Below are 13,444 nucleotides of genomic sequence, written 5' to 3' on the forward strand. Positions count from 1 at the left end.
GAGACCATGCGGGCCTCATGACATCAGACGCGACCGTTGATTGGGGGAGGATACCCCCCGAACCGCGCCTATCGATGTCAGAAGCCGGTCCCCCGAACGAACTGAACCGACCCCATTGCTGAACCATGAGACATCGGATCACCTCCTTTCGCTAGTTAAAGCCAATGCGCCCTTTCAAAGTGCGCAAAGCCAATGTGCGTAGGCGAAAGCCAATAAACAAGACTTGTAATGCAACGATGTTTGGCCGACCATCTTGCGCCCGCCGGATCGGGCGGGGTCAGCCCCGGCAATCCTCGATCACGCGCCCGATCTCGGCATAGGCCGGGATGACCAGTGGCGGCTGGCCGGCCTGTTCGATCGTGAAGCGGCCCCGGCTGAACGCCATGGCGTCGAGCAGCTGATCATTGGCGGCCAGCACCAGCTCAGCCCCGGCAGCTCCCGCCTGCGCGGCGACATTGCGCACCGTGCTCGATGTACGGATCGTCCAGCTGCCTGCGACCGATCCGGGGCGGCCCAGACGTACCGAGCGGTTGCGCAGGTCGCACGACAGGGTCAGCCGGGGCGCGCCCGCTACACCGTATGTCGAAGCCGAGCCCTGCGCCGTCCGCTGATACCGCCAGTCGCCCGGCGTCAGCGGCCAGTCGCGCCAGTCACTCCCCAGCACCGGACGCGGCGCGGGCGGGGCGGGGCGCGGGGCCTGCTGCACCGGCGGCGGCGCCTGGGGCGGCGTGGTGGCGGGGATACAGCCGGTAAGGGCGGTGGCCAGGACCAGGGTCGAGGCAAGCGGGGCAAAGGACAGGCGACGCATCGCGCCCAGCCTATGGGCGAGCGGCGGGCCGCGCTCAACCCCGCGCTGCGACGGGCCGTGCCGGGGCGGCGGGCATCGGAACCGGTGGCACGGGCAACGGGTTCAGCCGTCTAAACGGAGGTTAATTATGGCTGATCACGACACGCCCACCCTGATCCTCGTCCAGTCGACGGTGTCCGGCACGCTGAAGCTGGAAAGCCGTGACGGCGATTCGATCGGCAGCGTCCATGCCTTCATGGTCCACAAGCGTTCGGGTCGTGCGACCCATGCCGTGCTGGCGCTGGGCGGATTCCTGGGCATGGGCAAGAGCTTCTATCCGGTGCCGTTCAGCCTGTTGCAGTTCGATCCGGTGGGCGATCAATATGTGATCACGGTCGACCGCCGCCTGCTGGAGGGCGGACCGAGCTGGTCGAACAACGCGCCGGTGTTCGATCAGGCTTATGCCGACCGCGTCGCGGGCTATTATGGGGTGGGGACGGAGAATTTGGATTTGGGGTGAGGGTGGTCCTTGCGGAGAGGGCCCTCCCCCATCCCCTCCCGCCTGCGGGAGGGGCGTGCCCGTGGCAGCGGCAAGAACTCCTCAGACGTAGCGCTTTAACGCTCGCCCAGTAACGCACCCCTCCCGCAGGCGGGAGGGGATGGGGGAGGGCCACCGCCAAGCAACCCACCCCCAACAGTCAATTCGCCTTTCGCCCGCTGGCAAACTTCTTGCTCTTCCCGAACCGTGTCTTGCGCGTCCCCGGCTTGCCCTCGTTGGACCGCCCCATGATCGGGGCCTTCTGCTCATGCACGGGCAGACCCAGTTCTTCATTCTCCAGCTGCCGGATTTCATCGCGCAACCGGCCCGCCTCCTCGAATTCCAGGTCGGCGGCGGCCTTGCGCATCTTCTTCTCGAGTTCCTCGATATAGGCGCGCAAGTTATGGCCGACCATGTGCGGACGGTCCTCGTCGATCGGCACGGTCACCTGATCGCCCGACGCCACATGCGCGATGATGTCGCCGATCTGGCGGCGGATCGTCTGCGGCGTGATGCCGTGTTCGGCATTATACGCCATCTGCTTCTCGCGACGCCGTGACGTCTCCGACATGGCGCGTTCCATCGATCCGGTGATCCGGTCGGCATAGAGGATCACGCGTCCGTCGACGTTGCGCGCCGCGCGCCCGATCGTCTGGATCAGCGAGGTTTCGGAGCGTAGAAAGCCTTCCTTGTCGGCGTCGAGGATTGCGACCAGCCCGCATTCGGGGATGTCCAACCCTTCGCGCAGCAGGTTGATGCCGATCAGCACGTCATAGACGCCCAGCCGCAAGTCGCGGATCAGCTCGATACGCTCCAGCGTCTCGACGTCGGAGTGCATGTAGCGGACCTTGATCCCCGCCTCGTGCATATATTCGGTCAGGTCCTCGGCCATGCGCTTGGTCAGCGTGGTGACGAGGGTGCGATAGCCGAGTTCGGTGGTCTTGCGCGCCTCGATGATCAGGTCCTGGACCTGTTCCTCGACCGGCTTGATCTCGACCGGCGGGTCGATCAGGCCGGTGGGGCGGATAACCTGTTCGACGAAGACGCCGCCGGTCTGCTCCATCTCCCAATTGCCGGGCGTGGCCGAGACGCTGACCGTCTGCGGGCGCATCGCGTCCCATTCGTTGAAGCGCAGCGGCCGGTTGTCGATCGCGGAGGGCAGGCGGAAGCCATATTCGGCCAGCGTGATCTTGCGCCGATGGTCGCCGCGCGACATGCCGTTGATCTGGCCGATCGTCACATGGCTCTCGTCGACGAACAGCACCGCATTTTCGGGCAGGTATTCGAAGAGTGTGGGCGGCGGCTCGCCGGGCAGGCGGCCGGTCAGGAAGCGGCTGTAATTCTCGATGCCGTTGCAGCTGCCGGTGGCGGCTATCATCTCGAGGTCGAAGTTCGTGCGCTGCTCCAGCCGCTGGCGTTCCAGCAGCTTCCCCTCGATCTCCAGTTCCTTCAGCCGCTCGGCCAGCTCGAACTTGATCGCCTCGACCGCCTGCTTCATCGTCGGGCCGGGCGTCACATAGTGGCTGTTGGCGTAGATGCGCACCGAGTTGAGGCTCGCGACCTTTTTCCCGGTCAGCGGATCGAACTCGACGATCTCCTCGATCTCGTCCCCGAAGAACGAAATGCGCCAGGCCGAATCCTCATAGTGCGAGGGGAAGATTTCGAGATTGTCGCCCCGCACCCGGAAATTGCCGCGCATGAAGGCGGCGTCGTTGCGTTTGTACTGGAGCGCGACGAGTTTGCGGATGATCTCGCGCTGGTCGACGCTCTGCCCCTTTTTCAGGTCGAAGATCATCGCCGAATAGGTCTCGACCGAGCCGATACCATAGAGACACGACACCGAGGCCACGATGATCACGTCGTCGCGCTCCAGCAGCGCACGAGTCGCCGAGTGGCGCATCCGGTCGATCGACTCGTTGATCGAGCTTTCCTTCTCGATATAGGTGTCGGACCGGGGCACATAGGCCTCTGGCTGATAATAGTCGTAATAGCTGACGAAATATTCGACCGCGTTGTTGGGGAAGAAGTTCTTGAACTCCCCATAGAGCTGCGCGGCGAGAATCTTGTTGGGCGCGAGGATCAGCGCGGGGCGCTGCAATTCCTCGATCACCTTGGCCATGGTGAAGGTCTTGCCCGATCCGGTGACGCCCAGCAGCACCTGATCCTTGTCGCCCGCGCGGGCCGCCGCCGTCAGTTCCTTGATCGCGGCGGGCTGGTCGCCGTTCGGCGTATAGTCCGTCACCAGCTCGAACCGCTTTCCCCCTTCGGCCTTTTCGGGGCGCGACGGGCGGTGGGGGATGAAGCTGACCCCGGTTTCGGGCTCGTCGAGGGTGGTGCGGATTTGGATCGCCATGGGGGGAATATGGGTATCTGTTCCCGTTTCGTCACCCCATGGAAATGCAGGTCGGAAAGATGGGCCGACCTCGTGAGAGGCCGGCCCATCCCGTCAGATCAGCACTTGCCGACGACCTTGGTCAGGACGACATGGCCAGCGATCGAAATGGTGATCTTGACGCCGGTGGGAACCCAATAGGGCGTGCAGATGTCGAGGCAGGCCTGCGCGGCGGTGCCATCGGGGAAGGGGGTAGGGATGGGCAGGCAGATGCTGCCGAAGCCGAGCGGCAGCTGCAGGCAGATCTGGCCATTCTCGACCGCGACGCTGATGCATTCGGCCCGGACCGTCAACTCGCCGCTGGCCGCCAGATCGACGCCGTTCATGGACTTGGCGCGCGCGGTCAGCATCTCATGATGCGCCTTGAAAGTGTCCAAAACGGCCTGTGCTTTTTCCTCGCTGAACGAATGCATTGCCATGATCTATCTCCCTTTGGCCGGATATTTCCGGTGAAAGGAGATATACTATGAACACTAGGCAAGAGTCTTTGCTGTCATCGAACTGTTGCATCCGAACAACCTCCCTTTCGGATGTTGCAGGACAGCGTGACGATGTCAGCGCAACGCGCGGACCGCCGGGGTGTCGAGACAGCGGCGCATCGCGGCATCGTCGGTTTGCCCCGCGACCGGCCGGGCGACGACCGGCCCGATCGTCACCGGTTGCCCGAGCCGGACCGGTGCGAAGCGTGCGCCAGGCCGGACCGTCGAGCAACGCATCGCGGCGCCGAGCAGGCGCGGCGGCGTGTCATAGGCCTCATAGGACAGGCGGAACGTGCCCCAATGAATGGGGATGGCGGTCGAGGCACCGAGGCGCTCGAAAATCTGCACCGCCTGGGGCGGGCCGATATGGCTGCCCGCTGCCATCTGGCCGGGGACGAAGCGGAACGCGCCGATGGGCAGCAACGCGAGGCGGACGGGGCCGAGCGTCGCCGCCTCGGCCGGCCAGCGCCCGTCGCCCATGCCGGTATCGCCCGCGAAGAAGACATTGCCGCCGGGCAACTTGATCACGAAACTCGACCAGAGCGCGCGGTTGCGGTCGGCGAACCAGCGGCTGCCCCAATGATGGTTGCGGGTGACGACCACCGATACGCCCGGCCGGATCACCCGCTCACGCCCCCAGTCGAGCGCGGTGGCGGGTACGCCGACCTGACCGATGACGCTGTCATTGCCCAGGCTGGTGACGACCAGCGGCCGGTCGCGCTGCCACAGCCGCTTGAGCGTCGCTTGTTCGAGATGGTCGTAATGATTGTGGCTGATCAGCACGAGGTCGATCCTGGGCAGGTCGTCGAACGCCACGCCCGGCTTCGCCACACGCCGGGGGCCGAGGCCGAAGGGACCGGCGCGCTCGGCATAGATGGGGTCGGTCAGGATGTTGAGGCCCTGGGTCTGGACCAGCATCGTGGCATGGCCGATCCAGGTCGCGACCATGGCGTCGCCCATCACCCGCGCCGCCGGGCGCGAGGCGTCGACCGCGACCGCGTCGGGCCAGGCGGGGCGCCCGTCATCGCCGGTCAACTGGCTCCAGAGAAACCCGCGCCGGCCGCCCGGACGCGGCATGCGCAGCGTGTCGCCGTCGCCATCGGGATTGAAGAAGCGCTCGCCGTCATAATGGCCGCTCTCGGGGCCTTCATAATAGATGCGGTCGAGATAATGCGGCACGATGGTGGCCGCCAGGCCGACCAGGATCAGCAGCAGGGCGACCGCCTTGGCGATCAGGCGAAGGGCTTTCATGTACGTCACCTGCTCCCGGTGTCAGCGCGCCTGCCGGGCGACCCGCGCTTGCCACATCATAAGAAGCGGCACGACCACCAGTTCCATCGCCAGTCCCAGCCGATGCCCCGTGGAGGGCGCGCCGACCATCGCCCAGGACCCCAGCCGCGCCAGACCACCCGCCACGACCAGCAGGCCCAGCAGCCGGAACCGCGCGCCCTTGCGCTCGATCGCCGGGATGCAGGTGACGAAGGCGAGGCCCAACCCCAGGAAGATGCCCGAGACATAGCGGAACTGGCTGTCCAGATCGGCAGGCACGACCGGGGGATGGCCCAGCCATTGCGGGCCGCGCGCGACGCTGATCCCGCCGATCGTCAGCGGCACGAGGCAGGCGATGGCGACCACCAGCTGCAGGAGGCGGCGTTCGCGACGCAGGATGCTCAATCCAGGATTTCCTTGCGGACATGGATGGCGCGCAGCGAAATCCGCACCTCGAAGGTGAAGGCGACCAGGCACAGGATCAGCAGGCTGACCGACAGGATGAAGGCGATCGCGATCCAGGTGCCGAAATGATATTTGCCGATATTGGCGATGAACAGCACCGCGATGACGACGCAGGCCATCACCGCGCTCGACACCGCCATCAACAGCGCGGCGTTGATGATCGACATGCGTCGGTCGAGCAGCCGCAACTCCCATTTGTGACGGATCAGCTCGGGGCCGTCATCGATCTTGTGGATCATCATCTCCAGCGCGCGGGCGCGGTCGATCACGCGCGCCAGCCGTCCGGCGAGCACGTTGAGCAGCTGTCCGATCGCCGCCAGCATGAAGACCGGGGCGAGCGACAGCTGGATCGTCTGGGCGATGGTAGTGACGGCGGGCAAGGTCGGCATGGCCGCCAAATGGTGGCGTGCCCGCCGCGTCCCGACAAGAGGGGATATATTTCGGCGCGCGGGAACCTGTCCCGCTCCGGCTATTCCTCGGCCGCCTGCGCCAGGATCGCGGCGATCTCGTCCTGCGATACGCCGAAGGCGCTGGCCAGTCCGGACAGCGAGGCGCCACGCTTGGCCAGTTCGCGAATCCGCCCCTCGTCGACCACGGTCGTATAGCCGCGCGTGTCACGCTGCTCGCGCACCACGTCCTTGCGGCCGGAGGTGCGGTGTCGCTTGGCGGCGGCGGCATGCGGATCGCGCGCGGCGGCGGCCATCTCGCTTTCGCGGCGCGCCGCGCGCTCGGCCTCGCGCGCCGCCGTCTCGCGCAGCCGGTTGGCGGCGCGCGCCTCCATCCGGTCGGTCATGATCGCGGCACGCTGCCCCTCGCGTTCGGCGCGCGCCTTGGCCCGCGCGGCGGCGCGTTCCTCCAGGCTGTCATTGGTGCGGATGCGCAGCCCGCCACGCGGCGGCGTCACGCCCCAGCTGTCATCGACCATCTTGATGTCCCCGATCCCGTCGCGCTGGCGATTAGGTCCGCCGGGTCCCTCTTGGCAACCCGACCGCGATCAGCTTGTTATAGGTTGATAAAATAGACTGGGAGGATTCGCCCCATGAACCCGATGCTCGATCCCGACCTGATCGAATATGTCGACGACGCCACCCTGCTGGAGGCGTTCGCCGTCGTGCAGCAGGTGCCCGACCAGGACGACCGCGACGTCATCCTGGCCGAGATGGCCCGCCGCAACCTGGGCGCCGCCGCGCCGAAGCCGACGATGCGGATGGCGCTCCGGTCCTGACGCGCAAGCTCCGCCGTTACTGGCGGATATACCGGAAATACCACACCTCATGCCCCTGACGGCGCGCCTTGCGTTCGTAGCGCGTCTCGGGCCAGTCGGCGGGGCGGGTCAGGAAGTCCTGGGGCGTGCGGGCCTGCCAGGTGAAATCCTCCCGCGCGTTCATGATCATCATCGACCAGTGGCAATAGGTCGGGTCGTCGGTGCCCAGCCGGAACTCGCCGCCCGATTTCAGCTTGCGCGCGATCGTGTCGAGCGGGCCGTGGTTCATCATCCGCCGCTTGGCATGGCGCGCCTTGGGCCAGGGATCGGGGTGGAGAAGGTAGACGCGATCCAGGCTGGCATCGGGCAACCGCTCGATCACCTCCAGCGCGTCGCCCATGTGCAGGCGGACATTGGTGAGCGCACGGTCGCGGATATGCCCTAGCGCGCCGACGACGCCGTTCAGGAACGGCTCGCAGCCGATAAAGCCGGTGTCCGGCGTCGCCTCGGCCTGCCCCGCCAGATGCTCGCCCGCGCCGAAGCCGATCTCGACTTGGAGCGGACGCTCGTCGCCGAACAGCCGCATCGCGTCGAGCGGACCGTCCTCGGGCACGCTGAGCGTCGGCAGCATGTCTTCGACCAGCGCGGCCTGGCCCTGGCGCAGCTTGTGGCCCTGTCGCCGGCCATAGAGGCGGCGGATCGTCGTGGGATCGTTCATCGCCGGGCCCTTAGCGTGGGCAGGGGGTGGGAGCCAAGGGTGTGTCCGCTCGTTGGCGTGCGATATGGCGCATGATGACAAACCGGAACACGACGGCCCGCCCCATGACGGGCAGGAGGGCGAGGCGCAAAAGGCCGCCGACGCCAAGGAACTGCATCGCACCGTGCGCGAGGCGGGCGAGGCGGAGCTGGACCGGCCGGCGGGCGCGCTGTTCTGGTCGGGGCTGGCGGCGGGGATCGCCATCCATTCGTCGCTGATCGCCGAGGGGGCGCTGCATGCCGGCCTGCCCCAGGCGCCGTGGCGCGAACTGGTGGCGTCGCTCGGCTATCCGGTCGGGTTCCTCGTCGTGATCCTGGGGCGGATGCAGCTCTTCACCGAAAGCACGATCACGGCGATGCTGCCGCTGGTGACCAAGCCCTCGGGCTGGGCGTTGCGACGGACGCTGCGGCTATGGGCCATCGTGCTGCTCGCCAACCTGATCGGCACCGCGCTCGCCGCCGGCATGGTCGCGGGCGGGGCGCTGGGCAATGCCGATATCCGCGAGTCGATGCTGGCGGTGTCCGAGCGGATTCTGGCGCTGGGCGGCTGGGAGACCTTCGTCAACGCGATCCCGGCGGGCTTCCTGATCGCGGTGGTCGCCTGGATCTTGCCCAATGGCCGGGCTCAGGCCTTCTGGATCATCCTGGCGATCACCTATGTCATCGCCATCGCCGGGTTCAGCCATTCGATCGTCGGCGCGGACGAGACCTTCCTGCTGTTGTTCACCGGTCGAGTCGATGCGGTACGCGCGGTCTTCGGGCTGCTGATCCCGGCAATCCTCGGCAATCTGGTCGGCGGCGCGGGGCTGTTCACCCTGCTGGCGCACGGCCAGGTGCAGGGCGAGGCGCGAGCATAGCGACTTTAGGGTCGGGTGATGATCGAGATGTCACGGCCCCGCACCTGCCATGTCCGCTTGTCGGGCGTCAGGACGAAGACCGGCTGTAGGACGCTATACGAGGCGAAGACGTGAATCTCGGTGGGCACGGGATCGAGAAGATGATTGACGAACAGCCCCGCGACCTTCGTGTCCTTGTCCTCGTCGGGCAGCGTCAGGTTCAGGCAGCTGGTGTTGAATGCACGGCTGCCGACGATCCGTCCGTCCGGCGCGATGGCGACGCGGTAATTGCCGCCCATCATGTAGCTGTCGTTCGTGACTTGCGGTGACAGCAGGTATACCGTGACGGGGCCGCCGTTGACGGAAGGCAGGACCACCGTGTTGAACGGCGCGGCGGTGCAGGGGCGATAGCCCTTTGCCTTTGCCTCCTGGGTCGCGATTTCGCGGGCGCGGGCGAGGATCATCTGCGCAGGCGTCAGTGATACGGGTTCGGGCAAGATTTCGTGCCGAACGGTTTTCCCCGCGCGCACATCGGCGACGAAGAAGGCACGGGCGCTGGCGGCAGCGCCCTTGAAATAGGTGGCGCGCAGCGTGTCCTTGTCGACCGGCTCGACGACATAGCCGCCGGTGCCCCCCAGTTGATCCTTGGGCACGATCTCCATCAGCGAGTCGGTGCTGACCCATGCCGCGCGGTCGAAGGCGTAGATCATGACGCCGAAGATCGAGGCGTCGGCGAGACGTTGCGCCTCCGAGCGTTCGTCCTTCGGCATGACGGCGGGCGAAGCCTGCACCGCCTGTGCCGCCACCATGACAATCGCCATCGCCAACATTGTCCACCCCCTGATGGCCGCGAGGTTGGCGCGCCAGAACGCAAAGAGCAAGAAAACAAAACGCCCGCGCGGGTCATCCCCGCACGGGCGTCTTTTCCTCAATCCTGAGCCGGGATCAGGCGACGGCGGCCTTGATCTGGTCGACCAGGTCGGTCTTTTCCCAGGTGAACAGCGCGCCCTCCGCCTCACGGCCGAAGTGACCGTAAGCGGCGGTCTTCGAATAGATCGGCGCGTTCAGCTTCAGATGCTCGCGGATACCCTTGGGCGTCAGGCGAACCAGCTTCGGAAGCGCCGCTTCCAGCTTGGCCTCCTCGACCTGGCCGGTGCCGTGCAGGTCGACATAGACCGACAGCGGCTCGGCGACGCCGATCGCGTAGGACAGCTGGATGGTGCAGCGCTTGGCCAGCCCCGCCGCGACGACGTTCTTGGCGAGGTAGCGTGCGACATAGGCGGCCGAGCGGTCGACCTTGGTCGGGTCCTTGCCGCTGAACGCGCCGCCGCCATGCGGGGCCGCGCCGCCGTACGTGTCGACGATGATCTTGCGGCCGGTCAGGCCGGCGTCACCATCCGGGCCGCCGATTTCGAACAGGCCGGTCGGGTTGACGTAGATCTGCTTCTCTTCCGGCAGCCAGCCCTCGGGCAGCACGTCGGTGAGGACCGACGTCACATAGTCGCGAAGCTTGGCCTGGCCCGCTTCGTTCGACAGCTCGGCTGAATGCTGGGTCGACACGACGATCGCCGTCGCGCGGACCGGCACGCCATTCTCGTACTGCAGCGTGACCTGGCTCTTTGCGTCGGGCTCCAGGAAGGGGGCCGCACCCGAGTGACGGTCGGCCGCCATCTTTTCCAGGATCTTGTGGCTGTAATAGAGGGTGGCGGGCATCAGGCCGGGCGTCTCGTCGGTCGCGTAACCGAACATGATGCCCTGGTCGCCGGCGCCTTCGTCCTTGTTGCCGCTCTCGTCCACGCCCATCGCGATGTGCGCCGACTGGGCGTGCAGGTTGTTCGAGAAATCGAAGGTCTGCCAGTGGAAGCCCGACTGCTCGTACCCGATCCGCTTGACGGTGTCGCGCACGGTCTGCTCGATCTCTTCCAGCGCGCCTTCGGCCCACTGGTCGTTCTCGAACACGCCCTTGCAGCGGATCTCACCCGCCAGCACGACCTTGTTGGTGGTGGTCAGCGTCTCGCAGGCGATGCGCGCTTCGGAGTCCTTGGACAGGAACAGGTCGACGATCGAGTCGCTGATCTGGTCTGCGACCTTGTCGGGGTGACCTTCGGAAACCGATTCCGAGGTGAAGATGTACGAGTTCCGCATTCCCGTCCTCATAAGGATATAAAGATAGCTTTATATCGGTCCTAGCGGCGGCGGCGGCGGATGGCAACGCCGATCGCGGCCAGGCCGGCGGCCACGGCCAGCGCCAGCATGTTGCCGACCCGGGAAAAGACGGTCGGCGGAAGGGCGGCGGGCAGGGGGGCTTCGGCCGCGCCGGCGGTCAGATGCGGGACGGTCGCGACCAGCCGGCCATCGGCGGCGATGATCGCGGAGATGCCGTTGGGCGTGGCGCGGATGATCGGCAGCCCCTCCTCGATCGCGCGCAGCCGCGCCTGCGCCAGATGCTGCGGCGGACCCCAGCGGCCGAACCAGGCATCGTTGGAGGGGTTGAAGAGCAGGCGCGGGCGACGCGCGCGGTCGACGACCTGGCCCGAAAAGATGATCTCATAGCAAAGCTGGACACCCACCGGCCCGAAGCCGGGGATGCGCAGGTTGCGCGGGCCGGGGCCGGGGGTGAAGTCCATGTCGCCGGGCACCAGTCGTGCCAGCCCCAGCGGCTTCAACAGCCAAGGCATCGGCAGATACTCGCCATAAGGCACCAGATGCGCCTTGTCATAGCGGCCGATGATCTGCGCCCCCCGGTTGATTGCGAAGACGCTGTTGGCGGCGCTGGTCGCGCGGGCGCGGTCGGGCGAGAAGTGCAGCGCGGTGCCGCCGACGAGCGCGGTGTCGCGCGGCCCCAGCACGCTGGCGATCTGGCGGCGCGTCCAGAAGGGCGGGGCATAGTTGAACCCGAAATAGGCCCAGTCGGGATAGCCGTCCTCAATCATGTCGCGCACCACCCCCTCGGGCCAGACGACCAGACGGGGGCGGGGGCCGGGGCGTCCCGACAATTCGGTCAGCCGCTTCAACAGCAGCGGTCCGTCGCTCTCGCCGCGCTGGTCCTGGCTGACATTGGGCTGGACGACGCGGACCAGGGGCGCGTTCGCGGCCGGCTCGGGCGCGCGGGTCAGCGGGGCGGACAGCGCGGCCGCGCCGGTGATGGGCACCATGACGGCGGCCAGGTGCCAGTCCTTGCGCAAGGCCAACCAGATCGCGCCGGCCAGCACCACGGTCAGCCCCGACAGCGCATAGGTGCCGACGAACGCGCTCATCCGCGCGACGCCGATCACCGGCAGCCACGCGACCGACAACGGGTCCCAGGCATAGCCGGTAAACAGCCGTGCACGTAGATATTCGGTCGCGATCCACGCCGCGCCGAAGATCAGCACATAGGCGACATCGGCCCGCCGCCCACGAAACCGCCATGCCACGCCCGCCGCCGCCATCGGAAAGACGGCGAGGTACAGAGCAAGGCCGACGGCCGCGAAATAGCCCAGCACGGGCGGCATTTTGTCCTGAAAGTCGAAAGCGTGCTGAAACCAGTTGTTGTTGACGGTGAAATGCCCGACCCCGAACGCCCAGCCGCGCCACAATGCGACGCGCATGGTCGGCGCATCCTGCACCAGGGCGAGCAGGACGATCAGCCCGCCGAGCAGCAACGGCCAGAGGTCGAGCGGGGCGAAGCCGCAGGCGGCGACGGCGCCTGCGATCAGGGCGACAAGGGCGGGGTAACGGGTCACGGCGGCAGGATATGACGCCTGCGCATGACAGGAGCAATGCGGGATGTGGGATGATGCCCCTCCACCACCCGGCTTTGCCGGGCGGTCCCCCTCCCCAAGCTGTGCTTGGGGAGGAATGGTCAGCCCAAGTCCTCCCCAAGCTGTGCTTGGGGAGGGGGACCATGCGTAGCATGGTGGAGGGGCATCCCCGCCAGAGGTGGAAAACCCCGCCCGGACACCCTAGCTTCCCTCCATGACCCTGCGCCCCTTCCATCTCGCCTTTCCGGTCCACGACCTTGCCGCCGCGCGCGACTTTTACGGTTCGATCCTCGGCTGTACCGAGGGACGGTCGAGCGATCACTGGATCGACTTCGACCTGTTCGGACATCAGATCGTCGCCCATCTCGACCCGGCGGCGAAGCCGGTGGCGGTGGAGAATGCGGTCGATGGCCATCAGGTGCCGGTGCCGCATTTCGGCGTCGTCCTGACCATGGCCGATTGGGAGGCGCTGGCCGCCCGCGTCGAGGCGGCGGGGGTGGCCTTCGGCATCGATCCTCACGTCCGCTTCAAGGGCCAGCCGGGCGAGCAGGCGACGATGTTCTTCCGTGACCCCAGCGGCAACGCACTGGAGTTCAAGGCCTTCGCCGATGACGCGATGCTCTTTGCCACGGAGATGACCGCATGAGTGCCCCGATCTCGCTCGATATTCCCCATAAGCTGGGCAAGGCGGCGGTGCGCGAACGCCTGGACGGCGGCGTCGGCAAGATCGGCCGGCTGATCCCGGGCGGCGCCACCGTCGAGCATCGCTGGGAGGGGGATACGATGCACTTCACCGTCGGCGCGATGGGCCAGTCGGTGGCGGCGCAGGCGACGGTGTTCGACGACAAGGTACACGCCGTCGTCAGTCTGCCGGGTTTCCTGTCGCTGTTCTCAGGGCAGATCGAATCGGTGATCCGCTCCGAAGCACCCAAGCTGCTCAAATAACCCCTATCCTCCCCGGTACGGGGAGGTGGC

At 66.7% G+C, this 13,444-nt stretch carries 16 protein-coding genes; 5 read left to right on the top strand and 11 right to left on the bottom strand.

Features of this window, described 5'->3' with window-relative positions; all coding sequences use genetic code 11:
* Nucleotides 1–277 precede the first annotated feature (277 nt).
* Nucleotides 278–808, bottom strand: a complete 531-nt coding sequence (locus ACQHGV_RS01940) for a hypothetical protein (protein WP_440979231.1) — start codon at nt 806–808, stop codon at nt 278–280.
* A gap of 127 nt (nt 809–935) precedes the next feature.
* Between ACQHGV_RS01940 and ACQHGV_RS01945 the strand changes: the two genes are divergently transcribed.
* Nucleotides 936–1,307: a PRC-barrel domain-containing protein gene (locus ACQHGV_RS01945; protein ID WP_409789186.1), complete on the top strand. Its 372-nt coding sequence runs from the start codon at nt 936–938 to the stop codon at nt 1,305–1,307.
* A 178-nt stretch (nt 1,308–1,485) separates the two neighbouring features.
* On the opposite strand, the gene uvrB is transcribed toward ACQHGV_RS01945, so the two are convergent.
* The 6 genes from uvrB to ACQHGV_RS01975 form a co-directional block, all read right to left on the bottom strand.
* On the bottom strand, nt 1,486–3,678 hold the full coding sequence (gene uvrB / locus ACQHGV_RS01950; RefSeq protein ID WP_183952415.1) for an excinuclease ABC subunit UvrB: 2,193 nt from the start codon (nt 3,676–3,678) through the stop codon (nt 1,486–1,488).
* A gap of 98 nt (nt 3,679–3,776) precedes the next feature.
* Nucleotides 3,777–4,136, bottom strand: a complete 360-nt coding sequence (locus ACQHGV_RS01955; RefSeq protein ID WP_183952414.1) for a hypothetical protein — start codon at nt 4,134–4,136, stop codon at nt 3,777–3,779.
* 135 nt (nt 4,137–4,271) lie between these two features.
* A complete protein-coding gene (locus ACQHGV_RS01960; RefSeq protein ID WP_440979232.1) occupies nt 4,272–5,447 on the bottom strand; it encodes an MBL fold metallo-hydrolase in 1,176 nt (391 codons plus the stop codon).
* Between the two features lie 21 nt (nt 5,448–5,468).
* Nucleotides 5,469–5,870 carry a DUF4345 domain-containing protein gene (locus tag ACQHGV_RS01965; RefSeq protein ID WP_440979233.1) on the bottom strand — a complete coding sequence of 134 codons (402 nt, stop codon included), beginning with the start codon at nt 5,868–5,870 and terminating at the stop codon, nt 5,469–5,471.
* The gene (locus ACQHGV_RS01970; RefSeq protein ID WP_183952413.1) at nt 5,867–6,319 is read right to left on the bottom strand and encodes a DUF2721 domain-containing protein; all 453 of its coding nucleotides are present in this window, start codon (nt 6,317–6,319) and stop codon (nt 5,867–5,869) included. The genes ACQHGV_RS01965 and ACQHGV_RS01970 overlap by 4 nt, the downstream gene beginning before the upstream one ends.
* A gap of 80 nt (nt 6,320–6,399) precedes the next feature.
* The gene (locus tag ACQHGV_RS01975) at nt 6,400–6,855 is read right to left on the bottom strand and encodes a hypothetical protein (protein ID WP_409789193.1); all 456 of its coding nucleotides are present in this window, start codon (nt 6,853–6,855) and stop codon (nt 6,400–6,402) included.
* 114 nt (nt 6,856–6,969) lie between these two features.
* On the opposite strand from ACQHGV_RS01975, the gene ACQHGV_RS01980 reads away from it, so the two are divergent.
* The gene (locus ACQHGV_RS01980; RefSeq protein WP_183952411.1) at nt 6,970–7,155 is read left to right on the top strand and encodes a hypothetical protein; all 186 of its coding nucleotides are present in this window, start codon (nt 6,970–6,972) and stop codon (nt 7,153–7,155) included.
* 16 nt (nt 7,156–7,171) lie between these two features.
* Here ACQHGV_RS01980 and trmB read toward each other — a convergent pair whose 3' ends face one another.
* A complete protein-coding gene (gene trmB, locus ACQHGV_RS01985) occupies nt 7,172–7,852 on the bottom strand; it encodes a tRNA (guanosine(46)-N7)-methyltransferase TrmB (protein WP_440979234.1) in 681 nt (226 codons plus the stop codon).
* 64 nt (nt 7,853–7,916) lie between these two features.
* On the opposite strand from trmB, the gene ACQHGV_RS01990 reads away from it, so the two are divergent.
* The gene (locus ACQHGV_RS01990) at nt 7,917–8,747 is read left to right on the top strand and encodes a formate/nitrite transporter family protein (RefSeq protein ID WP_440979235.1); all 831 of its coding nucleotides are present in this window, start codon (nt 7,917–7,919) and stop codon (nt 8,745–8,747) included.
* Nucleotides 8,748–8,752: 5 nt separating this feature from the next.
* Here the strand turns inward: ACQHGV_RS01990 and ACQHGV_RS01995 are convergent, their stop codons facing one another.
* The 3 genes from ACQHGV_RS01995 to lnt form a co-directional block, all read right to left on the bottom strand.
* Nucleotides 8,753–9,547: a hypothetical protein gene (locus tag ACQHGV_RS01995; RefSeq protein ID WP_440979236.1), complete on the bottom strand. Its 795-nt coding sequence runs from the start codon at nt 9,545–9,547 to the stop codon at nt 8,753–8,755.
* A gap of 124 nt (nt 9,548–9,671) precedes the next feature.
* Complete coding sequence (gene metK / locus ACQHGV_RS02000; protein ID WP_440979237.1) at nt 9,672–10,871, bottom strand: methionine adenosyltransferase; 1,200 nt, start codon at nt 10,869–10,871, stop codon at nt 9,672–9,674.
* Nucleotides 10,872–10,912: 41 nt separating this feature from the next.
* Complete coding sequence (gene lnt / locus ACQHGV_RS02005) at nt 10,913–12,451, bottom strand: apolipoprotein N-acyltransferase (protein ID WP_440979238.1); 1,539 nt, start codon at nt 12,449–12,451, stop codon at nt 10,913–10,915.
* 232 nt (nt 12,452–12,683) lie between these two features.
* Here lnt and ACQHGV_RS02010 point away from each other — a divergent pair, with 232 nt between their 5' ends.
* Together ACQHGV_RS02010 and ACQHGV_RS02015 are read left to right on the top strand one after the other, a co-directional pair.
* Nucleotides 12,684–13,115 (top strand): VOC family protein, encoded by a 432-nt coding sequence (locus ACQHGV_RS02010; RefSeq protein ID WP_440979239.1) that lies wholly within the window; start codon nt 12,684–12,686, stop codon nt 13,113–13,115.
* Nucleotides 13,112–13,414: a polyhydroxyalkanoic acid system family protein gene (locus ACQHGV_RS02015; protein ID WP_183952378.1), complete on the top strand. Its 303-nt coding sequence runs from the start codon at nt 13,112–13,114 to the stop codon at nt 13,412–13,414. Before ACQHGV_RS02010 ends, ACQHGV_RS02015 begins: the two co-directional genes overlap by 4 nt.
* The last annotated feature ends 30 nt before the right edge of the window (nt 13,415–13,444 follow it).

Source organism: Sphingomonas pseudosanguinis, assembly GCF_052056765.1.
Classification (GTDB): domain Bacteria; phylum Pseudomonadota; class Alphaproteobacteria; order Sphingomonadales; family Sphingomonadaceae; genus Sphingomonas; species Sphingomonas pseudosanguinis.